Here is a 21,798-nt window from a genome sequence, read left to right on the forward strand (position 1 = left end):
CATCACCTCAATTTCAGTGTGGCAAGGCCGAGCATGGCAAGGGCAACAGCAATGATCCAGAAACGAATAACGACCTGACTTTCGGTCCAACCCTTCTTTTCGAAGTGGTGATGGATCGGCGCCATCAGGAACACACGTTTGCCGGTGCGCTTGAACCAGAACACCTGGATGATCACCGACAGGGTTTCCATAACGAACAGACCACCAACGATAACCATGACGATCTCGTGTTTGGTGGCAACTGCCACAGAACCGATCAGACCGCCGAGTGCCAGCGAACCGGTATCACCCATGAAGATAGCGGCCGGCGGCGCGTTGAACCACAAGAAGCCGAGACCAGCACCAATAACCGCACCAACGATAACGCCAAGTTCGCCCGTGCCCGGCACGAAATTGATCTGCAGATAGTTTGCAAAAACCGCGTTACCAACGAGATAGGCAATCACGCCAAAGGTTGCAGCGGCAATCATGACAGGCACGATGGCAAGACCATCAAGACCATCCGTCAGGTTGACGGCGTTACCGGCACCAACAATCACGAATGCGCCAAACAGTACAAAGAAGTAACCGATATTGATCACGAATTCCTTGAAGAACGGAAACGCGACCGATGTGCCAAGCGTTGGATTGTGCGGGCTGGAGGCCAGCGCCATCTTCATCATGAAGAACACGGCAATCGCCGCAATCACGAATTCAATGCCCAGACGTGCCTTGCCGGAAAAACCCTTGTCGCTCTGCTTCGTCACCTTCAGATAGTCGTCGTAAAAACCGATGGCGCCAAATCCAAGTGTCACCATCAGCACGCTGACCACGTAAACGTTGGACAGGTCACCCCACAACAAGGAGCCGCCGAGAATACCGGCCAGGATCATCAGTCCACCCATGGTCGGCGTACCAGCCTTCTTGAAGTGGGTCTGCGGTCCATCGGCACGAATCGGCTGGCCCTTACCCTGGCGTACGCGCAGGGAGTTGATGATTGCAGGTCCAAACATGAAGACGATCAGTGCGGAGGTAAACATGGCCGCACCGGCACGAAACGTAATGTACCTGAACAGGTTGAAAATTTGAATATGGTCAGCCAGTTCGACAAGCCAGATCAGCATAATTGCCCTTTCAGCAAGGCAGTTTTAGTTTTGGAGTTCCGTGTCGGGGAATGGTGAATGCTTGTCAAGCAAAGCTGCGACGATCTTGCCGAAACCAATACCAAGAGACGATTTTAACATCAAAATGTCGCCCGCCTGCACCGCTTCAGCGACGAATTCATTCAATTCCTGCGTGGTGGCAAACCAGAACACGTTGACGCTGTCCGGCAATGCGTCGCGCAGATGCGCCATCGCTTCCCCCGCCAGCCAGACATTTTCAATGCCGGCAGCAAGCAGAGGACCGGCAAGCTCTTCGTGAACCTGCGGCGAAAACTCGCCCATTTCCAGCATGTCGCCAAGCACGGCAATGCGCCTGCCCTGCCCCTTGGTATCGGCTGCTGCCAAAACGGCAATGGCAGCACGCATCGAGGCCGGGTTGGCATTGTAGCTTTCATCGATCAGCACGAAGGAACCGTCCCCGACCGTCAGACGGTGGCGCTGGCCACGTCCCTTGACGGCTTCCAGACGGGAAAGTGCAGAAACGGCCCGCTCCAGATCGGCTCCACACAACAGCACCGCACCCAGCGCCGCCATGGCATTGTCAGCGATATGGCGTCCCGGCGCACCAATCCGCAATTCGCGGGTCTCACCGTTTATGATGGCCCACAATGTCGAACCACGTGGCGTATTTTCATAGTCAGCCAGACGGAAATCCGCCTTGGCATGCTGACCGAAGGTATAGATATGTTCGATGCCGACCTTTTGGGCGGTCTCGGCCAGAAATTCGAACTGGGAATTGTCACGGTTGAGAATAACAGCGCCACCCGGCTCGACACCTTCAAAAATTTCAGCCTTGGCAGCAGCGATTTCCTGCAGATCGCGGAAATTGCCGAGATGGGCTGCGGCAATGGTGGTGATCATCGCCACATGCGGACGTACCATCTTCACCAGCGGACGAATTTCATCCGGATGGTTCATGCCCACTTCAAACACACCATAATCGGTGTCGGCAGGCATGCGCGCCAAGGTCAGTGGCACACCCCAGTGATTGTTGAAGGAGGCAACGGCGGCATGCACCTTGCCCGACGGCTCAAGCATCTGGCGCAGAATTTCCTTGGTGGTCGTTTTACCGACGGAACCGGTCACGGCGATGATCTTGGCCTGGCTTCTGGCACGGGCCGCCATGCCAAGCTTGACCAGTGCGGCCAACACATCTTCCACGACGATCATTGGCACGGTCAGGCGACCAAGTGCTGGTAGCTTTCCTTCGCTGATCACCAGCAGTGCAGCACCATTGGCAACCGCAAAGCTGGCATAATCATGCCCGTCTACCCGGTCACCTCTAATCGCAAAGAAAGCTTCACCGGGTTTGACCGTGCGGCTGTCGATGGAAATGCCCGTTATACCGGTTGGCAGGTTGCCAACCGGGCGTCCCGACATGACCGAAATCAATTCCTGCACTGTCCATAACCAGTTCAAAGCGACATCTCCTCCAATGCACTGCGTAGCTGTTGATGATCGGAAAATGGCAGAACTGTCGTGCCGACGATCTGGCCTTCTTCATGGCCCTTGCCAGCAACAATCAGCGTATCGCCGCTTTCCAGCATGGCAACGGCATGACGAATGGCTTGAGCACGGTCGGCAATTTCCAGAGCGCCGGGTGCAGCAGCCAGAATTTCAGAACGAATTGTTTCGGGAACCTCGGAGCGTGGATTGTCATCTGTAACGATCACAACATCCGACAGGCGTGAGGCCACCTCGCCCATGATCGGGCGTTTGCCCTTGTCACGATCTCCACCGCAGCCAAACACCACGACAATGCGACCTGATGTAAATGGCCGCACCGAGGTCAGCACATTTTCAAGCGCATCCGGTTTATGGGCATAATCGACATAGGCCAGCGCGCCATTTTTTGCATGACCGACCAGTTCAAGACGACCAGCGGCACCAACCAGCTTTTCCAGCGCGCGCAGGGCGACAGCAACCGGAACACCGGTGGAAATGGCAAGACCGGCCGACACCAGCGCATTGGCCACCTGAAAATCACCGGCAAGCGGAATATCGACTTCGAAGATTTCGCCCTCGTGATGAATTTCAATCATCTGCTTGTGGCGAAAATGCTCGACCCGTTTCAGCGTCAAGAAATTACCTTTGCGACCGACAGTGCGAACCTCAAGCCCTGCCTCTTCGGCTGCACGAATGGCCTGTGGTGACCATGGATCATCCGAAAAGATAACCGCAGGCTGCCCCTTGTCGAGCAGCTCGTTAAACAGCCGCATCTTGGCTGCCATATAGTTTTCCATCGTCGGATGGTAATCCATATGATCACGTCCGAGATTGGTGAAAGCACCGGCAACCAGCTTCACGCCATCCAGACGATGCTGATCAAGGCCGTGGCTGGATGCTTCCATCGCAGCATGGGTCACACCTTCGCTTGCCAGTTCAGCAAGCAGCGCATGTAGCGAAACCGGGTCTGGTGTCGTCAGCGAACCATAATCGGAACGGCTAGGCGAAATCACGCCAGTCGTGCCGATCTGTGCTGCCGCGTGACCGGCTGTCGCCCAGATCTGGCGGGTAAAGGATGCAACAGAGGTTTTTCCAGCGGTGCCAGTCACCGCCACCATGGTCTGCGGCTGCGCTCCATAAAAACGGGCGGCGGCCAGCGACAGGTAACGGCGAGGATTGGACACGGCCAGAACAGGCACGGGTGCATCGGCCGGATGGCCAGACAGAATGAGCGAAGCGCCCTTGGCAACAGCATCATTGATAAAGGCTGCACCATCCGCCTTGGAACCGGCAAGCGCCACGAAAAGGCCACCGGGCTCCATCTTTCGGCTGTCTGCCGTCAGGGATTTGATTTCAAGCTCTCCAAGTGCGGAGCGCATAACTTCGTTCAGTTCCGGAAACTCGGTTCCGGACAGATCTCGCAATTTCATCGACTGTTTTCCGTCTTGTCCCCCGACTCGAATCGTCGGTTTATAGTAAGCTCTAACAATCAATAAGACACGAGCAAGGCCGAGCCATCCTCACCGAACTTTGGTTTCACGCCAAGGATGGCAGCGGAACGGCTGATGATCTCTTTGACCATTGGTGCCGCAGTGTTACCTGCCAGTGCCGCGCCGTTACCCTTGTCTGTCTTTGGTTCATCAATAAAGGTCAGCACCACATATTGCGGATCGCTGATCGGGAAGGCTGCCAGGAAGGCGTTGAAGTTCTTGTCGCTGGCGTAACGGCCGTTTACAACCTTGTCGGCCGTGCCGGTTTTACCGCCCACGTCAAAACCTTCCACCCGCGCATTGCGGCCGGAACCCTTGGTGCCGTTCCAGTCAAACAGGAAACGCATGTCCTTGCTGGTGGATGGCTGAATGACCTGTGTTGCCACAGCATCAGCATCGGCACGGCTGCGTGGCAGGAAGGTTGGCTCGATCAGCTTGCCGCCATTGACCAGTGCAGCGCCGGCAACCGCCGTTTGCAGCGGCGTTGTCGACACACCGTGACCGAAGGAAATGGTGATCGAGTTGATCTTTTTCCATTCGCGCGGCTGGGTTGGCATCGCCACCTCAGGCAGCTCGGTCTTCATGCGGGTCAACAGACCAAGTTTGGTCAGGAAGTCCTTGTGGCCCTGAATACCCACCACGTCGGCCATTTTGGCGGTACCGATGTTGGAGGAGTACTGAAAGATTTCCGGAACGGACAGAACGCGGCCCTTGCCGTGGAAGTCCTTGATGGTGAAACCGCCGATACGGATTGGCGCAGATGCATCGAAGCTATCGGTAATGCGTACCTTGCCGGTATCCAGCGCCATCGCGGTGGTGAAGGACTTGAAGGTCGAGCCCATTTCGAACGTACCGTTCGACATGCGGTTCAACCAACCTTCCTTGGCACCTTCGGCCGGGTTGTTGGGGTCATAATCCGGCGCAGACGCCATACCGAGAACTTCACCGGTGTGAACGTCGAGCACCACGGCACCAGCACCAATCGCCTGTGTCTTGGCGATCCAGCTATAGATCACTTCACGCAGAATGGCCTGTACGCGCAGATCAATCGACAGTTTGACCGGCTCGAGCGGCTGATCGGTGGTCATGCCAAGCGCTGTAAGATCGGCAAGGCCCTGATTGTCGACATAACGTTCCATGCCGGCAACACCACGGTTGTCGATATTGACGTGACCGACGATATGCGCGGCAGTCGGACCACCCGGATAGAAACGACGTTTCTCGGGACGGAAACCAATGCCGGGAATGCCAAGCGCCAGGATCTGGCTCTGCTGTTTCGGTGTCAGCTGACGGCGCAGCCACTGGAACCGCGAATTGGAAGAGAGCTTCTGATAGGTGCCGCGCGCATCAAGGTCAGGCAGAACGGTTCTGAGTTTTTCAATCGCCTCGTCGACATCGACGATACGATGTGGTTCGGCAAACAGCGACACGGTACGAATGTCGGTCGCCAGCACTTCACCGTTACGGTCCAAAAGGTCAGGACGCGACGCCATCAGGCGGTCGGCTGGTGCGATGCTGGAAACGACCTCAGGCTTTTCCATACCATATTGCACGAGGCGTCCGCCGATCACGCAATAAAAGGCGGTAAAGCTGAGCGCGATGATGCCAACGCGGCTTTTCGCCTGCCCGGCTCTTTTCTTGCGTGCGCCCTCAAAGGCGGCGTGGTCGGTCACCCCTCCGGTGGATACGGAGTAATGTGCCCGGCTTTTGTGAACCATGATACGGGAAAGAAATGACATCAGCGGTTCACCGATCCTGTTGTCGTTGCATCTACACCACGCACCGAAGCGCGCGGCAGCGGCACCGGAATACCGGACGAAGCAAGCCCGCCGGTTGTTGTGCCACGATTGGCCAGCTTCGTGTCATTGGACCCGGCTGTCGCAGAGGCAATTGCATCCTCAACGCTCATGCCTTCCGGCTCTGGCGGCTGGGGCAACTGTGAGCGCAGCATCGGCAATTCATTGGGCTGGGCCAGTTGGGTGGACAATGTCGGCTCCAGCTTCAGCTCATCCCCATAAACAGTGATAAGGCGGTGCAGGCGGTTCGGCTGTGTCAGCAAGGCCCAGTCAGCACGCAGAAGGTCAATCGTGTCCTTCTCCAGCTTGATTTCGGTTTCCAGCTTGCGAACCTCGGCCAGCTTTTCATCCGCGCGGTGCTTGATCGTATAGGTTACGACAGCTGCGGAAATCATCACACCGACCAGAACGAGATCAAGAGTACGCAGCATGTCAGCCTCCCAGTTTTTCAAGGCTGGCGAGATCGGGTAACTCGAAGATCGAGACATCCGCCTTTGGCGCCGCGGCTGTGGTGCGCACACCGGCCCGCAACTTTGCGGAACGGGCACGTGGGTTTACTGCAGCTTCTTCTTCACTGGCAGCGATCATCGGCTTGCCCAGCGCATCAAAGATGGCTGGCTTTTCTTCGACCATCGGCATGTGGCGTGAGCCGGACGCACGACCGGAACGATCAGCAAAGAACTTCTTGACGATGCGGTCTTCCAGCGAATGGAAGGTCACGACCACCAGTCGGCCACCGGGCTTCAGGGCCTGTTCGGCAGCAAACAGCGCCGAAGCCAATTCACCCAATTCATCATTGACGAAAACGCGCAGCGCCTGAAACACCCGGGTTGCCGGATGGATCTTGTCCTTGGCTTTGCGTGGCGTGACGATTTCAATCAGGCCAGCCAGATCACGCGTGGTGCGGAAAGGTTCTTCGGCACGCTTCTTTTCGATAGCGCGTGCGATGCGACCGGCCTGTTTTTCCTCACCGAGGAAACCGAAGATGCGCGCCAGATCACCCGGCTTGCAGCGATTGACCACATCGGCCGCAGATACGCCCGATGACGACATGCGCATGTCGAGAGGGCCATTTTTCTGGAACGAGAAACCGCGATCGGCTTCATCGATCTGCATGGAGGACACGCCAATATCCAGAACCACACCATCAAGACCACCTTCCGGCGCATGACGGGCAAGGTCGGAAAACCGTGACTGTATGAGTTTGAGGCGTCCACCATTGGCAGCAACTTTTGCCTGACCGGCAGCAATGGCATTCGGATCGCGATCAAGCGCGATGACCTCTGCGCCCTGATCGATAATGGCCTGCGTATAACCGCCTGCCCCGAACGTACCATCAAGAATGATCTTACCGGGTTGCGGGTCGAGAGCGACCAGCACTTCCTTCAAAAGAACAGGAATATGACGAACGGTTTCGCCACCGGCATCATCAATGCCTTCGTCGGAATTCACTGTCATCTTGTTTCCCCGTATCAAACCGGACGCGCTACCGCAAAATTGCGTCCGGATCTTGCGGCTGCCTGCGCTTCCTGAAAAGCCTCCGGCTGCCAAAGCTGAAAATGATCTGCCCGACCAACGAATGTGACCTCGGAGGAAATCCCGGTAAATTCCCGGATGAAATCCGTCACCATAAGCCGCCCTTCGGAATCGAGCTTCATGAAAACGCCGCCGCCGTGAACCAGCAACGACATCATGTTGGCCTCCGGCGAAAAAGCATCCATCGCCGCGATTTGCCGCTCGTAACGATCCAGCAAATCCGGCCCACCGACACTGATCGCCGGAAACGCGAAATCCTGTAGACAATACAATTCTTGAACACCGCGAACGGCCAGAACGGAACGAAATGCCGACGGAACGGAGACCCGCCCCTTTGTATCGATCTTGTTCGTAACGTTCGACAGAAAGCGGTTCATTGCCCGTCCCGTTTGAAACATCACCCGAACGACGGACCAACCGCCACCCAAGCCACACCGATACACACGACAGATCGCTGGCCGCCGGAACAGCATGTTCCGCAGCAGCCCCAGAGAGGCTTCCCGTAGATTTCAGCGATTGCGGGCCAGAAACACGACCCTTTGCGATGTGCATTTGGGATACCATGGGACACTATGGGCGTCAATGGGAGAAGCCAGCACAATACCGTCTTCCGCATCGTATATTCATAGACCGTTAAGTTTAATGAATGGTTTATGCGACGCGCGAAAGCGCAACCGAAACGGCGCGCAGAACCGCGTGATAAAACGCGATTTATCGATATATTTCAGCACAATAACAGGAAAATCGGAATCAGATCCGCAACACACCTCAAGAAGAGGAAATTTGCCAGTTGGCCTATAAGCCGGGTTTTGTATGGCCCCGGTTTGACCCGGAACGTGGCAGCCATTCATCTGGGACGATGTTTGCACACCGCCTCTCGCAACCCACCCGGATGACTGGCCCGAAAACCGGCTGTAAGCGCTTGCGCACCCCGCGTCATCCCTATTCGGTCTTGCTCCCGGTGGGGTTTACCTTGCCGCTTCTGTTACCAGTCGCGCGGTGGGCTCTTACCCCACCCTTTCACCCTTACCACGCATGCGTGGCGGTTTGCTCTCTGTGGCACTTTCCCTGGGGTCACCCCCGCCGGACGTTATCCGGCACCGTGTTTCCGTGGAGCCCGGACTTTCCTCACCTTACCGTCTTTCGACATTGGTAAAGCGCGGCTGCCCGGCCAACTGGCATCGGCTCCTTAAACGGCTTTCGGCAGGAAAGCCACAGCAAAAATCGGCTATCCCATTCAGGATGCAGCAAAGGCCGGCACGAAATCCGTGGCATAGGCGCCATCACCGATTTGCCCGTCGCGCAACAGCGTCGCCCCCAAACGGCCGATTTCATCGGAACTTTTGGCAGCCATGCCGCAGCCACCGGTCAAAACCGCGATACGGGGTGAGGATGTAAAGCCGATAGAGGGGTAACCGCCCGGTGTTTTGGACACCACGCAAGCGCCAGTGGAAACCCGCGACAGATCAACCGATGGCACAAGGGTTGCGACAATAGCCGTCAGATGATCTTGCGCGACCTGTCGGCCGCCGGAGCGGAACCAGTCACGCATATCGGCATCACCGGCAACCAGCTTGTCATCAGGATCACCGCCAATCTTCAGATAGACCTTGCCATCGGGATACCGCACCGGCGGCAACATGTAGATGTGTTTTGTCGGGTCGCTTGGCTCATAAATCAGAGAAGGCATGCCAGCATAGTGATGCAGCTCGTCCTCAGGAATTTCAAAAAACGTCACGGTCCGCTTGTAGACATCCAGCGCCACGGGCTGCGGCAACAACCCTTCCATGATCGAGAAACCACCAGCGGCCACCAGCACATTGTCAGCGCGGTATTCTTGGCCTTGCGACGTAGTAACGACGGCAACACCGCCTTCATCACGAACAGAAACCGCAAAGTCACGAATGACTGTCGCCCCGGCTTTTTCAGCCAGAATGCTCTGCGCCTTCACCAGCGCCCGCGGATTGACATATCCGGCATTGTTCGCCTCGAACACGCCTTCACAGCCGGCCTCAAAGGAAAAATAGGGAAAGCGCTGTTCCAGCGCATGATCGTCAAGCAGCTCGGTCGTGACATTCAGCTTGGTGGCGGCATTGCAAATATTCTGGATGAAGGGGTTTGCACCGCCACGCTTTGGGCCAACCACTAGGCAACCGACAGGCGCATAAAAATCAATACCACTGTCGCGGGCTATCTCGTCGTAACGGGCAATCGAGCGATTGGCCATCAGCGCCCAGTCGGCATCCGGATCGATCGTGCGCGTAATGCGCGCCTCATCATAATGGCTGGCGAAAACACCCTGATGGGTTCTGGCATCCTGTGGTTCATCCGGCCCGATCACCGCCACACCATCACCCTGCTGCGCTAGATATTTGGCAGCGGCCGCCCCCATCATGCCGCGCCCAATGACGATATGTTTGAAATGTGCTGACATGCTGTTCCCTTATTCTTTTAAATATGCGCCCTGCTTTTTGGATTCAGGATCAACACGTTCTAGCGATCCGTTGAATCAAAGTCAGATGAAAACCGGGTTCATCGCTGCGGCGAATTCACGCTCCTGCAGCGCTCCGTCAAATAACAGCTGCGCGCCAAGCCGGCCAATTTCATCGGAGGATTTTGCGGCAACAAAATTGCCACCCGTCAGCACCGCAATATTGGGCGCATCCGTGTAACCGATATAGGGATATCCGGTTTTGGTAATCGATGCGACGCAGGAGCCTGATGTGACAGGCGCACCGGCTAGATCAGGCATCAGCGAAAGCGCACGTTTGGTCAGATAATCGACCTCCCCAAGACTGCCATCCGACTGGAACCACGACACCGCTTCATTGAGCGAAGAGAGCGCGCCCTTTTCCCCTTCACCGCCAATCTTCAGATAGACCTTGCCATCCGGATAGCGCACCGGCGGGAGGATATAGACGACATCATCGTCATTATCAGCCAGCACAATCGTTGATGGCATGCCCTTGAATAGAGCCTGTTTCGCCTCATCAAGTTCAAAAAATACGATGGTTCGGCCAGTTGCGGCCATGTCGACCGGACGTGGCAAAATCTCGGCCATATTGGTGAAGCCACCGGCCGCCACCAGCACCTTGTCCGCCGTATAGCTGTTGCCATCCGCGGTCTCGACAAGCACGTGCCCAGCATCATTTCTAACACGCGTGGCGGTCTGCCGCAGAACGGTAACACCCTGCTTTTCGGCAATCACCACCTGCGCCCGCACCAGAGCACGCGGATTTACATATCCGGCATTGCGTGCTTCAAAGTAACCATGATGCTCGCTCGGCAGAGCAAACATTGGGAAACGCTCCGGTACAGCATCCGGCTTGATGGCCTGAATTTGAAGACCAAGTTTTGCGGAATTGGTCAGGGCTCTGCTGACATAACTGGCGTCAGACACTGGTGCTTCACCTGTAAACAGGCAGCCTACCTCGCTATAAAACGGAATACCGCTTGCCGCTTCAATTTCGGCGTAACGGGCAAGAGATCGCACCGCGAGAGTGCCCCATATCCTATCGCCATCAAAACCGCGCGTGATGCGCGCTTCATCATAATGGCTGGCAAAAACACCTCTGTGGTTTTTGCGATCTGCAGGTTCAGCAGGACCAATCAGCGCAACGCCATCGGTCATTTGGGAAAGGTGGCGGGCTGCGGCAGAGCCCATCATGCCCGCACCTATGATTATGTATTTGAAGTCCGTCACTGCATTCTGCTCCACATTCGGGGAGCAGAGCTACCATGAGCGGCCGTCCGCCTGTCAACATAAGATATCAACACAAACAGCAACAACGCAGCCGTTTATTGGCGGCATCGGCAAGGGGAAGCACAATCAGCCTTCCAGCAATGCCTGCACCTTACCACAATACCGCTTCGAAACCGGGTTCATGCGTTTTGCGCCATGGCCTGCATTGTAACGCAGAATGGTGCCGCACGTCTGGCCACCGCCAAGCTGATGTGCTCTGGCAAGATATTCCATGCCCCAACGAATGTTGGTTTCAGGGTCATACAGGCCCTTTGTTGTCCCACGATAACCGAGCATGCGTGCTGTTGCTGGCTTGATCTGCATAAGCCCAACTTCACCGGCACTGCCACGGGCCTTCGGGTTGAACTTGCTCTCCACGCTGACAACAGCATGGGCAAGACCAACAGGCACACCGTATTTCTTGGCGTATTTGACGATGATCGGGGAGTAAGAATTCTTGAGCGCCGAAGGAACGGCCTTTTCCGGCATTGGATAACCGGGCTTACGGATCATGGTTTCAAGTGTAACGGTTTTGGTTTTAACCTGCTTATCACGGGCAAACGCAGTTCCACCCTGTGCGACAAGCATGGCAAGACATGCTGCACCGGCAACAACAACTCTTCTCATATTTAGAAAAAATCTCCAGACGTAAGACTGAATTGGCGCCTCGACGCAACAACTCACCTAACGGAGTCCATCACGGATACTCCGACCCTAAATGTCTTACTTGTTGATATTCACGACAGTTGCTTAAATGAGCGTCCCACCGCAGTTCAATGGTGACGTTTAAACAGCTCATTAAGGATATACTGTGGCAACGAAGAAAAACCGATCTTCAAAGCCGCCAATTCAGGAACAAAACACCTTAAAACAACTTAAACAGAACGATATTTTGGAAGTTCTGTTAAAAGCCTGTGCAGCGTGTCGATTGTCGAGAAATCCGCGATGCCATCGACCCGTGATGGACGGAAATGGCGCTGGAAAGCAGCAACCACACCTTCGGTTTTCTCACAGAAAGATCCTGTGATTTCAACGTTGTAACCGTAAAACGACAGCATGGATTGCAGCGCCTCGACCGGCTGGCCAGCATCACCGCGCTGGAAAAAGCGGCCACCGGTTACGGAACCGGGTTCAACCCAGTGCCCTACCCCGTTTTCATGCAGGGTCTTCCAGGGGAAGTTTTCGCCCGGATCAACCTTGCGAACTGGCGCCACGTCAGAGTGCGCAAGCACCCTTTCCGGCGCGATAGACCAGCGCTCGCCACAATCTGCGCACAATTGAATAACCGTCCTGATCTGCTCGGCAGGAAAATCCGGCAAACCACCAACGTGGCCGGGATTGGCGATTTCAATACCGATGGAGCGAGAGTTGATGTCGGTTGCGCCAGCCCAGAAGCTTTTGCCCGCATGCCATGCACGACGCCCCTCTGGTACAAGCTGCACCACACGCCCGTCTTCATGGACAAAGTAATGGCTGGAGACTTCGCTTTCAGGGTTACACAGCCACGATAGCGCCCCATCGGCGCTTGGCATGCCCGTGTAATGCAGAATGATCATGTCGGGCGAACAGTTGTCTGCCCGCTCGCCATGGTTCGGCGAAGGTGCAACGGAAGCACCCGCGTAGTCAGGTGTAAAAGCAGTCATGCAGCGCGGCGTTCTTTCTCAATCGCCGCATAGGCGGCATTGAGTGCAGCCATACGTTCATTGGCTGCAGCATGCAACTCCATCGGCACACCACGGGCAATCAAACGGTCCGGATGGTGTTCTGCCACCAGACTGCGATAACGCTTGCGGATTTCAGCAAACGCATCAGAACGCGAAACGCCAAGAACACGGTAGGGATCACGACCATCAAGATGGACGTGCCGTGCCATGATGGTTTCAAAATGGTCTTCGCTAATGTGGAAGATTTCCGCTATGCGGCCAAGGAACGCCAGTTCGCGCTCATGGATCAGACCGTCAGCCTTGGCAATGTGAAACAGGCCATCAATGACGCTTTCCAGCATCTGGCAATTGTCCTGCCCCGAACCACACAGTCCAGCCAGCCGTTCGGCGTATGCCTCGTAACCGGCCACGTCCTGACGGGCGAGGTTGTAAAGCCGAGCAACGTTTTGCGCTTCTTCTTCAGGGAAATCGAAAATCTGCCGGAAGGCTTTCACCTCGGCATCATTCACAACGCCGTCAGCCTTGGCCATCTTTGCAGAGAGCGCAATGATGGCAACAGAGAATGAAACTTTACGACGGGTTTCCGGGTCGCCTTCAAACAGCGTGCGGATGGCTTCCACCACGCGACCGAGCGTATTGCCCGCTACTTCGCCTATCGCACCGAGCAGCCGTTCCCACAGAGATGAAATTTGCAGACAGGCGAAATCTATAATCATAATCCAGATTCACCAGATAACGCCCGAAAAAGCAAGGCGTCAGGCGGTCTGGCATTATTAAGTTTTATTCATCTTTGGTTGAGGTGAAACTGCTGTTTGCCCCCTTGAAAACACTGATGTGGTTACACACGAGTTTATCCACAGCCACGCAAAGCACCGTCGCAACACCGTTATCAATTGAAACGATTATATTTGCCCGCACCTGCAATAAGCTTCAAAAACCGGGCGAAACACCCGTTTTTCTTGATAAATTCACTTTACAGCCGCGGCCTGCTGTCGCATCCATTTGCCCACAAACCAGATTTTCATGACCTAAAAGGAGTGCCGTGATGGCCAAACAGAAAGTCGCAATGCTGACCGCCGGTGGACTTGCTCCCTGCCTTTCTTCCGCTGTTGGCGGCCTGATTGGCAGATACACGGACATCGCACCGGAGATCGACATCGTGGCCTATCGGTCCGGCTATCAGGGTGTTCTTCTGGGTGACCGCATCGAAATCAACAAGGACATGCGCGAAAAGGCGCATCTCCTGCACCGTTATGGCGGCTCGCCAATCGGTAACAGCCGCGTCAAGCTGACCAATGCTGCCGACTGCGTAAAGCGCGGTCTTGTCAAGGAAGGCGAAAACCCGCTGCGCGTTGCGGCCGAACGTCTGGCCAATGACGGCGTGACCATTCTGCACACCATTGGTGGCGATGACACCAACACGACAGCAGCTGATCTCGCCGCCTATCTCGGCGCCAATGGCTATAACCTCACCGTGGTTGGCCTGCCAAAGACCGTCGACAATGACGTCGTGCCAATCAAGCAGTCGCTGGGTGCCTGGACGGCAGCCGAAGTTGGCGCCAATTTCTTTGACAATGTCAGCAACGAACAGAGTGCCGCACCGCGCACGCTGGTTATCCATGAAGTCATGGGCCGTCACTGCGGCTGGCTGACAGCGGCAACTGCCCGCGCCTACATCCAGAAAACCAGCGCCAATGAATATGTCGACGGTTTCATGATGAATGCCGCCATGAAGAATATTGACGGCCTTTTCCTGCCGGAAATGGCATTTGACCTGGAAGCTGAATCTGAGCGCCTGCGCGCCATCATGGACAAGTCGGGTTACGTGACGTTGTTCGTGTCGGAAGGTGCTGGCCTCGACACCATCGTTGCCGAACGCGAAGCCTCTGGCGAAGCCGTCAAGCGCGATGCCTTCGGCCATGTGAAGATCGACACCATCAATGTTGGCGGCTGGTTCCAGAAGCAGTTCGCCAGCCTGATCGGTGCTGAACGCTCCATGGTTCAGAAATCGGGTTATTACGCACGCTCCGCTCCAGCCAACCAGGATGACCTACGTCTCATTCAGAGCATGGTGGATCTGGCGGTTGAAAGCGCCCTCAACAAGGTATCGGGCGTGACCGGCCATGATGAAGAACAGGGCGGCAAACTGCGCACGATCGAATTTCCGCGCATTAAGGGTGGAAAGCATTTCGATATTTCGGCACAATGGTTTACCGACGTTATGGATCATATTGGCCAGAAAGCTGTGTCAGCTTGACGCATAACAGCACTTTATTGCTTTAAAGGGGGAAATCCCCTTGCAAGACGTCAGGAGCATGGCATCATGCTTCTGACGTTGCTAATTTAAGGCATGTCACACAAAACTGTGTAGCGGTTTTGAGAGAAGAACATGCAATATAGAAGCCTTAAGGCGCGTCAGGCGTATCCTGAACAGATGGCGCGCTTTGGGAGGAAAGGGAGCCGAAATGATGAACGCAGAGCTATGGATCACATTTGCCGCAGCTTGCGCCATTTTATTCTCACTCCCCTCACCTCTGTCGCACCGCGTGGCCTCCTACAGCGCCATCAGGGGTAAAAAGACCATCCTTCCCGCGATTACCGGCGCATCGACCGGCGTTGTCACCGCAATGACCGCCGCCGCGATCCCAACTCTCGGTTTTGCCTATATTTCCGTATCACTGTTGGAAATCGTGCAATGGGCTGGCATAGGCTGGCTAATGCTGTTCATGTTGTGGGTGTTTGCCAGCCCTGCAGTACGTCTTGCCAAGGCTGACAATGACAATCTACCGTTTGAAACCGCCGGTGGCATTTTTACCGACTGTTATTGCCAGGCGCTTAGCCCACGTTTCATCGCCGTGTTTCTTGCGCTTTTGCCGCAGTTCGTGACGGCGGGTGCCGACAATATTACGCCGCTTGCGGAAATGCAGGCCGGCGTGCTGCTGGTGTCGCTTGCCCTTGCCCTCGCACATGCTGTTTTTGCCGAAAAGAGCCTGTCTCTCGCACGGCAGATGAGCAACCAAAAACGCAAGCCTTATCAACGCCGTAGCTACTTCATCAGTGGCCGTGCAGTGACCGCTGGATACCGCCGAATCGCTGCCTGATGCGACGGCCGTATTGCCGCCCGGTTCACAATAGGTTAATGGACGAAACATCCAATAGCCTGCTTCGTTCGCGACGGGGGCGTCGAAAGACAGGCAAAACGAGAGCGGCAACATGACAATACGCCTGGGTGCAAGCCGGAAAACGGCACTCCTGATATCGACCACATTTGGTATCGCGGCCACTTTGGCGGGTTGCACCAGCGTAGAATATGCCTCCAAGCCAGAGCTCGAAACCACGCAGCCAAGACTGCAGGCACAGGCTTCGCAGCCAGCCGCCGATGGTACCGTAGCCGCTGCCACGACAGGCGAAGCCGGCACCGAGGTTGCAGCGCAGTCTGCTACATCAGCGCCAGCAGAAGGCCAAGTCGCAGCTTCATCCACCGTCGCCGTTGATGCAGCGGGCAAACTCATTCTTCCTCCCGCCACGGAAATTGCCGCCGCTGCCGAACAGCCGGTCAGCGATGCGCAGCCGCAGTTAGTCGCTCAGACCGAAGTCACCGCTCCGGTCGGCGAGCAGGCACAGCCGCAGGTTCCGGGAACACAGGTTGCTACTGCGACCACCGCAACCGCTGCGCCAGCCTTCACGCAGGTCACTGCCGTCAAGGGTTCCTTCCCGGCCAAACAAACCGAAGCCGCAGCCATGCGCATTTCTATGGCCATGCAGCCCTTCGATGATGGCAAGGCTGCGCAGGCCGCCATCTCGGCGCAAACCGTCGTGCCCTCGCAAAAACCGCAAGGCGTGATGATGGCCTACGCCTCCGCGCCGCAAAATGCCGCCCTTGCCGCCATCAACACCCGCGAAGGCATGGAGACCTCACCTGTTGGACGCGAAAAGCTCAGCGGCCTGATTTCCAAATATTCGCAGATGTATGACGTGCCGGAAGATCTGGTGCACCGCGTCGTACAGCGTGAAAGCCGTTATGTGCCATCCGCCTTCAATCGCGGACATTACGGCCTGATGCAGATCAAACATGCCACCGCCCGCTCCATGGGCTTTGACGGCCCTGCCTCTGGCCTGTTTGATGCGGAAACCAACCTGAAATACGCCGTCAAATATCTGCGCGGTGCATGGCTGGTGGCAGACAATGACCGCGACAATGCGGTTCGCCTTTATGCCCGTGGTTATTATTACGATGCCAAGCGCAAGGGCATGCTGCACGTCCTGCGCAAATAGGGCAATCCACAGCACGTCATCAAACTGTAGCGTAGCAGAGATAAACGCCTCTAACCCAATGTAGAGGTGGAATCATATGACGAGCGCCACACACAAGACCAGCTTTCGCAACAATGGAAAGCTGAAGAATGCCCTTCTCCAGCACAAGACACTGTCAACGGACGGCTTTTCTGAGCGTCTGTTCGGCGTGTTGTTTTCAGGCCTTGTCTATCCGCAGATCTGGGAAGATCCTGAGGTGGACATGGAAGCCATGGAACTGCGCGATGGACATCGCATCGTGACCATCGGATCCGGCGGCTGCAACGTGCTGGCCTATCTGTCGCGCAACCCTGAAAGCATTGATGTCGTCGATCTCAATCCGCATCACATTGCCCTGAACAAACTCAAGCTGACGGCATTTCACCATCTGCCCGGCCATGGCGACGTGGTTCGCCAGTTCGGCCAGTCGAATGTGCGCAGCAACAGCGAGGGTTATGACCGCTTTATTGCCCCACATCTCGATCACCAGACCCGTGCCTATTGGTCAAAACGCACCATGACCGGCCGTCGCCGCATTTCGGTGTTCAATCGCAATATCTACCGCACCGGCCTGCTCGGCCGTTTCATTGGTGCCGGCCATGTGATTGCCCGCCTGCACGGCGTCAAGCTGACCGAGATGACCGAGGCGCGCACCATGGATGAGCAACGCCGCTTCTTTGATGAGAAGGTCGCGCCGCTGTTCGACAAGCCGATGATCCGCTGGTTGACCAAACGCAAAAGCTCGCTGTTTGGCCTTGGCATCCCGCCACGCCAATATGATGAACTGGCTAGTCTCTCGGACGGCAACACCATCACGCCGGTTCTACGTGCCCGATTGGAAAAACTCGCCTGCGATTTCCCGCTGAAGGACAATTACTTCGCCTGGCAGGCCTTCGCCCGTCGGTACCCGGAACCGCATGAAGGTGCCCTGCCCGCCTATCTCAAGCCGGAATATTACGAAGCCATTCGTAACAACGCGCTCAAGGTCTCGGTCCACCATGCAACCTTCACGGAGCTGCTGGCCGGAAAACAGGCTTCGAGCCTCGACCGCTACGTGCTGCTCGATGCGCAGGACTGGATGAACGACACCCAGCTCAATGATCTCTGGGGCCAGATGACCCGTACGGCGGCGCAAGGTGCACGTGTCATTTTCCGCACCGCTGCGGAAAAAAGCGTGATCGAAGGCCGCTTGTCACCGGAGATCCGCAACAACTGGGTCTATCTGGAAGACCGCTCCAAGGAACTGAACAGCAAGGACCGTTCAGCGATCTATGGTGGCTTCCACATCTATGAAAAGACCTCAGCATGAGCGGTCAGCGCCAGGGCTTTCAGTCGCTTGACAGCAATGAGCAGGCTGGACTGATGGATGATATGTACCGCTACCAGCGGTACATCTACGATCTGACCCGCAAATATTATCTGCTGGGTCGCGATGGCACCATCACTGGGCTGAACATCCCGGTGAACGGCACCATGCTGGAAGTTGGTTGCGGCACAGGCCGCAACCTTCTCCTCACCCGCAAAGCCTTTCCATCGGCGCGTTTGTTCGGCTTGGATATTTCTGCGCAAATGCTTGAAACAGCCGCCGCAAACTTCAGATCTGAATCGGAAAAACCGGTTTTTCGGGTAGCCGACGCCACTGCCTTCAACCCCGCCGATTTTGGTCTGGATGGGGGATTTGACCGGATCATGATTTCCTATGCCCTGTCAATGATCCCCGACTGGCAGGGTGCAATCGATGCCTCACTGGCGGCACTGGCACCTAGCGGCAGCCTGCACATCGTCGATTTCGGTCAGCAGGAGCGTCTTCCAGCCCTGTTTCGCCGTCTGCTGCGTGGCTGGCTGACCCGCTTCCACGTCACCCCCAGAGCGGATTTGCGCCAGGTTCTCGAAGACCGTCTGAGCCGCCATGATGCCAGCTTGCGGTTCGAAACCATTGGCGGTGGTTACGCCTGGCGCGCCGTCATCACCAAAGCGGCCGGCAAATAAACGCTTCCCAGCACAAACCATGTCAGATTTTCTTGAGGCAAAACAGTGTTTTGCCTCTTGTCATAACCGGTTGTTTACCACGTTATGCTGAAGTATGAATATCCGACACCTTTCCGAAGCAGGAAAGCCGTGTGGGGGAATATTCCTTTTAGAGAACGAGACAGACATGGGGCGACGGCTTTTACCGGTGGTTCTTTCCACATTGTTGCTGGCAAGCGGCTGCACCTCGGCCAGCTATGACCTGCTGGAAACGGCATCCCTGGGCAAACCGCGTTTCCATGACACCGACCCGCAGGATTTTGGCCCCAACAATCCGCATCGCCATGAAATCCATGGCATCGACGTCTCCAAATGGAATGGCGATGTTGACTGGCAGCAGGTGCGCAAGTCTGGCGTATCTTTCGTTTTCATCAAGGCGACAGAAGGTTCGGATCGGATCTACCCGAAATTCAATGACCACTGGCGCCTGGCCGCCAAGGCGGACATTCTGCATGCCCCCTACCATTTCTATTATTTCTGCTCGACGGCGGATGCGCAGGCTGACTGGTTCATCCAGAACGTGCCAAAGGAAGCGGTGACGCTGCCGCCGGTTCTCGACGTGGAATGGAACCCTTCTTCACCGACCTGCAAGACACGCCCTGCCCCGATGGTGGTGCGTGCCGAAATGCAGCGCTTCCTGGACCGTATCGAAAAACATTACGGCAAACGCCCGATCATCTACACCTCGGTCGATTTCCACCGCGACAATCTGGTCGGCCAGTTCCAGAACTACCATTTCTGGGTGCGCTCCGTCGCCGCCCACCCTGCCAAGATCTACGAGGATCGCCGCTGGGCATTCTGGCAATATACCGCCACCGGCGTTGTTCCCGGCGTCAATGGCCCGACCGATATCAACGTTTTTGCGGGCACAGAAAAGCACTGGAAAAACTGGGTTACAACCGCTAGCAAATAATGCTGGAACAGTTTGGACACCATCACCATCAGTGAAACGGGCTTTGCCCCGAACCATTGCGTATTTTTGTGCCTGATCTCATGCTTTCGTCACAAATCTTGCCGAAAGCAGGACAAATTCATTACCAAGGAACCACACGATGTTCATGCCATCCCTCCGCAGCGCGGTTCTCGCCGCTGCCACCTGCCTTCTCACATCAGGCACTGTTCTGGCCCAGACAGCCACGCCTGCACAGGCTGCCGCTTGCGGTGGCGATCTCTCGACGTTCCTTCAGGGCGTCAAGGCAGAGGCATTGGCAAAGGGCATTCCGGCAGATGCAGTGGACAAGGCCCTGGCTGGCGCACAGATCGACCAGAAGGTTCTGTCGCGTGACCGCGCCCAGGGTGTTTTCAAACAGACCTTCCTTGAGTTTTCGCAGCGCACCGTCAGCCAGTCGCGTCTGGATATTGGCCGCAAGAAAATCCAGGAGCTTTCCAGCACCTTTGAACGCGCCGAGCGCGAGTTTGGCGTTCCCGCCGGTGTGATTGCTGCCTTTTGGGCCATGGAAACCGATTTTGGTGCCGTTCAGGGCGATTTCAACACCCGCAACGCGCTGGTCACCCTGTCGCATGACTGCCGCCGGCCGGAACTCTTCCGTCCGCAGTTGATCGCGCTGATCGAGATGGTTCAGCATGGCGATCTCGAGCCCTCCACCAACACCGGCGCGTGGGCTGGCGAAATCGGTCAGGTACAGATGCTGCCGGAGGACATCATTGCCTTTGGCGTCGATGGGGACGGTGACCACCACATCAACGTCAAGTCCAGCGGACCGGATGCGATCCTGACGGCTGCCAAGTTCATTCAGAGCCTCGGCTTCCGCAAGGGCGAGCCCTGGATCCAGGAAGTCAGCGTACCGGAAAACCTGCCTTGGGAAAAATCCGGCCTCGGCGGCCCGCTGACAGCTGGTGAGTGGTTTGCGCTGGGTGTGACCCCGCGCGATGGCAACAAGAACTTTGCAAACCTGCCGGCTGCCCTGGTGCTGCCGCAGGGCCGCAAGGGCCCGACCTTCATCACTTACCCCAACTTCAACATTTATCTCGAGTGGAACCAGTCGTTCATCTACACGACCTCTGCCGCCTACTTCGCCACGCGTCTGATGGGCGCTCCTGTCTACAACAAGGGCAACCCGGATCAGGGTCTCGACGACGCAGCCATGCGTGAGCTTCAGACCAAGCTCGACAACCTCACCCATGATGTTGGCAAGATCGACGGCATTCTCGGCTCCGGCACCCGTATGGCCGTGCAGCGTGAACAGAAGCGTCTGGGTCTGCCGGCCGATGGTTGGCCAACCAGAGAGCTGCTCAACGCCCTTTGATCGAAAATCAGCGATGCGGCCCCTGTCCGATTCCGGGGCCGCGTTTACCATGTCGTTTAAGCATTGTGTCTTAATCTCGACCAATCGACTGGGGAAAAGCACCACCCGCTTTACTTTTTCTCAACAAAACAACCAAATTCGAATATTAAAATATTATTTGATTTTCAATGGATTGAGGAAATTCATTCCAAAAAACCAGGCAAATGCACTGCACTGCGGCATAAAATACGCTTTTCAAGCGACACAAAACGGTCATATTATCCTCCAGTCAACACAAGGAGGCAGACCATGGGACTCACGAACTCTCTTAATGCCTTGATAGTCGGTGTGGCGTTTGTGTTCGTCGGAGCAATGCTCTTTATCTGACGAGGACTTCAAGGCTCGATCAAGCATC

Annotated in this window: 19 protein-coding genes and 1 other RNA gene; 7 read left to right on the forward strand and 13 right to left on the reverse strand. The window is 56.0% G+C overall.

Annotation, left to right across the window (positions count from 1 at the left end):
* Positions 1 to 2: 2 nt before the first annotated feature.
* The 13 genes from mraY to RT613_RS02560 all read right to left on the reverse strand — a co-directional run bounded on the left by mraY (position 3) and on the right by RT613_RS02560 (position 13,532).
* Positions 3 to 1,103, reverse strand: a complete 1,101-nt coding sequence (gene mraY, locus RT613_RS02500; protein WP_313612693.1) for a phospho-N-acetylmuramoyl-pentapeptide-transferase — start codon at positions 1,101 to 1,103, stop codon at positions 3 to 5.
* A gap of 24 nt (positions 1,104 to 1,127) precedes the next feature.
* Positions 1,128 to 2,561 carry a UDP-N-acetylmuramoylalanyl-D-glutamyl-2,6-diaminopimelate--D-alanyl-D-alanine ligase gene (locus RT613_RS02505; RefSeq protein ID WP_313612695.1) on the reverse strand — a complete coding sequence of 478 codons (1,434 nt, stop codon included), beginning with the start codon at positions 2,559 to 2,561 and terminating at the stop codon, positions 1,128 to 1,130.
* Entirely contained in the window at positions 2,558 to 4,018 is a 1,461-nt protein-coding gene (locus RT613_RS02510; RefSeq protein WP_313612697.1) for a UDP-N-acetylmuramoyl-L-alanyl-D-glutamate--2,6-diaminopimelate ligase, read from the reverse strand. Before RT613_RS02510 ends, RT613_RS02505 begins: the two co-directional genes overlap by 4 nt.
* Before the next feature lie 59 nt (positions 4,019 to 4,077).
* Positions 4,078 to 5,817, reverse strand: coding sequence for a penicillin-binding protein 2 (locus tag RT613_RS02515; protein ID WP_313612699.1), 1,740 nt, complete (start codon positions 5,815 to 5,817; stop codon positions 4,078 to 4,080).
* Positions 5,817 to 6,305 carry a hypothetical protein gene (locus RT613_RS02520; RefSeq protein ID WP_313612702.1) on the reverse strand — a complete coding sequence of 163 codons (489 nt, stop codon included), beginning with the start codon at positions 6,303 to 6,305 and terminating at the stop codon, positions 5,817 to 5,819. The genes RT613_RS02515 and RT613_RS02520 overlap by 1 nt, the downstream gene beginning before the upstream one ends.
* 1 nt (position 6,306) lies before the next feature.
* Positions 6,307 to 7,332, reverse strand: a complete 1,026-nt coding sequence (gene rsmH, locus RT613_RS02525; protein WP_313612704.1) for a 16S rRNA (cytosine(1402)-N(4))-methyltransferase RsmH — start codon at positions 7,330 to 7,332, stop codon at positions 6,307 to 6,309.
* Between the two features lie 14 nt (positions 7,333 to 7,346).
* Complete coding sequence (mraZ, locus tag RT613_RS02530; protein ID WP_313612706.1) at positions 7,347 to 7,787, reverse strand: division/cell wall cluster transcriptional repressor MraZ; 441 nt, start codon at positions 7,785 to 7,787, stop codon at positions 7,347 to 7,349.
* Between the two features lie 405 nt (positions 7,788 to 8,192).
* An RNA gene (rnpB, locus tag RT613_RS02535) (RNase P RNA component class A) lies at positions 8,193 to 8,589 on the reverse strand.
* A gap of 58 nt (positions 8,590 to 8,647) precedes the next feature.
* Positions 8,648 to 9,844, reverse strand: coding sequence for an NAD(P)/FAD-dependent oxidoreductase (locus RT613_RS02540; protein WP_313612707.1), 1,197 nt, complete (start codon positions 9,842 to 9,844; stop codon positions 8,648 to 8,650).
* Between the two features lie 81 nt (positions 9,845 to 9,925).
* Positions 9,926 to 11,113 carry an FAD-dependent oxidoreductase gene (locus RT613_RS02545; protein ID WP_313612708.1) on the reverse strand — a complete coding sequence of 396 codons (1,188 nt, stop codon included), beginning with the start codon at positions 11,111 to 11,113 and terminating at the stop codon, positions 9,926 to 9,928.
* A 126-nt stretch (positions 11,114 to 11,239) separates the two neighbouring features.
* Positions 11,240 to 11,779 (reverse strand): lytic transglycosylase domain-containing protein, encoded by a 540-nt coding sequence (locus tag RT613_RS02550; RefSeq protein ID WP_313612709.1) that lies wholly within the window; start codon positions 11,777 to 11,779, stop codon positions 11,240 to 11,242.
* A gap of 248 nt (positions 11,780 to 12,027) precedes the next feature.
* A complete protein-coding gene (locus RT613_RS02555; RefSeq protein ID WP_313612711.1) occupies positions 12,028 to 12,795 on the reverse strand; it encodes an N-acetylmuramoyl-L-alanine amidase in 768 nt (255 codons plus the stop codon).
* Positions 12,792 to 13,532 (reverse strand): DnaJ family molecular chaperone, encoded by a 741-nt coding sequence (locus RT613_RS02560; protein ID WP_313612713.1) that lies wholly within the window; start codon positions 13,530 to 13,532, stop codon positions 12,792 to 12,794. Before RT613_RS02560 ends, RT613_RS02555 begins: the two co-directional genes overlap by 4 nt.
* A 329-nt stretch (positions 13,533 to 13,861) precedes the next feature.
* On the opposite strand from RT613_RS02560, the gene RT613_RS02565 reads away from it, so the two are divergent.
* From RT613_RS02565 to RT613_RS02595, 7 genes are all read left to right on the forward strand, one after another.
* Positions 13,862 to 15,073 carry a pyrophosphate--fructose-6-phosphate 1-phosphotransferase gene (locus RT613_RS02565; RefSeq protein WP_313612714.1) on the forward strand — a complete coding sequence of 404 codons (1,212 nt, stop codon included), beginning with the start codon at positions 13,862 to 13,864 and terminating at the stop codon, positions 15,071 to 15,073.
* A gap of 208 nt (positions 15,074 to 15,281) precedes the next feature.
* The gene (locus RT613_RS02570; protein ID WP_313612716.1) at positions 15,282 to 15,917 is read left to right on the forward strand and encodes a LysE family translocator; all 636 of its coding nucleotides are present in this window, start codon (positions 15,282 to 15,284) and stop codon (positions 15,915 to 15,917) included.
* Between the two features lie 112 nt (positions 15,918 to 16,029).
* Positions 16,030 to 17,091: a transglycosylase SLT domain-containing protein gene (locus tag RT613_RS02575; RefSeq protein ID WP_313612718.1), complete on the forward strand. Its 1,062-nt coding sequence runs from the start codon at positions 16,030 to 16,032 to the stop codon at positions 17,089 to 17,091.
* Positions 17,092 to 17,167: 76 nt separating this feature from the next.
* Entirely contained in the window at positions 17,168 to 18,418 is a 1,251-nt protein-coding gene (locus RT613_RS02580; protein ID WP_313612720.1) for a DUF3419 family protein, read from the forward strand.
* Positions 18,415 to 19,098 (forward strand): class I SAM-dependent methyltransferase, encoded by a 684-nt coding sequence (locus tag RT613_RS02585; protein WP_313612721.1) that lies wholly within the window; start codon positions 18,415 to 18,417, stop codon positions 19,096 to 19,098. The genes RT613_RS02580 and RT613_RS02585 overlap by 4 nt, the downstream gene beginning before the upstream one ends.
* A 166-nt stretch (positions 19,099 to 19,264) precedes the next feature.
* The gene (locus RT613_RS02590) at positions 19,265 to 20,050 is read left to right on the forward strand and encodes a GH25 family lysozyme (protein ID WP_313612723.1); all 786 of its coding nucleotides are present in this window, start codon (positions 19,265 to 19,267) and stop codon (positions 20,048 to 20,050) included.
* Positions 20,051 to 20,189: 139 nt separating this feature from the next.
* On the forward strand, positions 20,190 to 21,404 hold the full coding sequence (locus RT613_RS02595) for a lytic murein transglycosylase (protein WP_409558746.1): 1,215 nt from the start codon (positions 20,190 to 20,192) through the stop codon (positions 21,402 to 21,404).
* Positions 21,405 to 21,798 lie beyond the last annotated feature (394 nt).

Source organism: Agrobacterium sp. (assembly GCF_032092815.1).
In the GTDB taxonomy this organism is placed as follows: Bacteria; Pseudomonadota; Alphaproteobacteria; order Rhizobiales; family Rhizobiaceae; genus Agrobacterium.

Coding starts and splice junctions, on each gene's coding strand:
- mraY (WP_313612693.1), bottom strand. CDS start 1,103: ATGCTGATCTGGCTTGTCGAACTGGCTGACCATATTCAAATTTTCAAC.
- RT613_RS02510 (WP_313612697.1), bottom strand. CDS start 4,018: ATGAAATTGCGAGATCTGTCCGGAACCGAGTTTCCGGAACTGAACGAA.
- RT613_RS02515 (WP_313612699.1), bottom strand. CDS start 5,817: ATGTCATTTCTTTCCCGTATCATGGTTCACAAAAGCCGGGCACATTAC.
- RT613_RS02520 (WP_313612702.1), bottom strand. CDS start 6,305: ATGCTGCGTACTCTTGATCTCGTTCTGGTCGGTGTGATGATTTCCGCA.
- rsmH (WP_313612704.1), bottom strand. CDS start 7,332: ATGACAGTGAATTCCGACGAAGGCATTGATGATGCCGGTGGCGAAACC.
- mraZ (WP_313612706.1), bottom strand. CDS start 7,787: ATGAACCGCTTTCTGTCGAACGTTACGAACAAGATCGATACAAAGGGG.
- RT613_RS02540 (WP_313612707.1), bottom strand. CDS start 9,844: ATGTCAGCACATTTCAAACATATCGTCATTGGGCGCGGCATGATGGGG.
- RT613_RS02550 (WP_313612709.1), bottom strand. CDS start 11,779: ATGAGAAGAGTTGTTGTTGCCGGTGCAGCATGTCTTGCCATGCTTGTC.
- RT613_RS02555 (WP_313612711.1), bottom strand. CDS start 12,795: ATGACTGCTTTTACACCTGACTACGCGGGTGCTTCCGTTGCACCTTCG.
- RT613_RS02560 (WP_313612713.1), bottom strand. CDS start 13,532: ATGATTATAGATTTCGCCTGTCTGCAAATTTCATCTCTGTGGGAACGG.
- RT613_RS02565 (WP_313612714.1), top strand. CDS start 13,862: ATGGCCAAACAGAAAGTCGCAATGCTGACCGCCGGTGGACTTGCTCCC.
- RT613_RS02570 (WP_313612716.1), top strand. CDS start 15,282: ATGATGAACGCAGAGCTATGGATCACATTTGCCGCAGCTTGCGCCATT.
- RT613_RS02575 (WP_313612718.1), top strand. CDS start 16,030: ATGACAATACGCCTGGGTGCAAGCCGGAAAACGGCACTCCTGATATCG.
- RT613_RS02580 (WP_313612720.1), top strand. CDS start 17,168: ATGACGAGCGCCACACACAAGACCAGCTTTCGCAACAATGGAAAGCTG.
- RT613_RS02585 (WP_313612721.1), top strand. CDS start 18,415: ATGAGCGGTCAGCGCCAGGGCTTTCAGTCGCTTGACAGCAATGAGCAG.
- RT613_RS02590 (WP_313612723.1), top strand. CDS start 19,265: ATGGGGCGACGGCTTTTACCGGTGGTTCTTTCCACATTGTTGCTGGCA.
- RT613_RS02595 (WP_409558746.1), top strand. CDS start 20,190: ATGTTCATGCCATCCCTCCGCAGCGCGGTTCTCGCCGCTGCCACCTGC.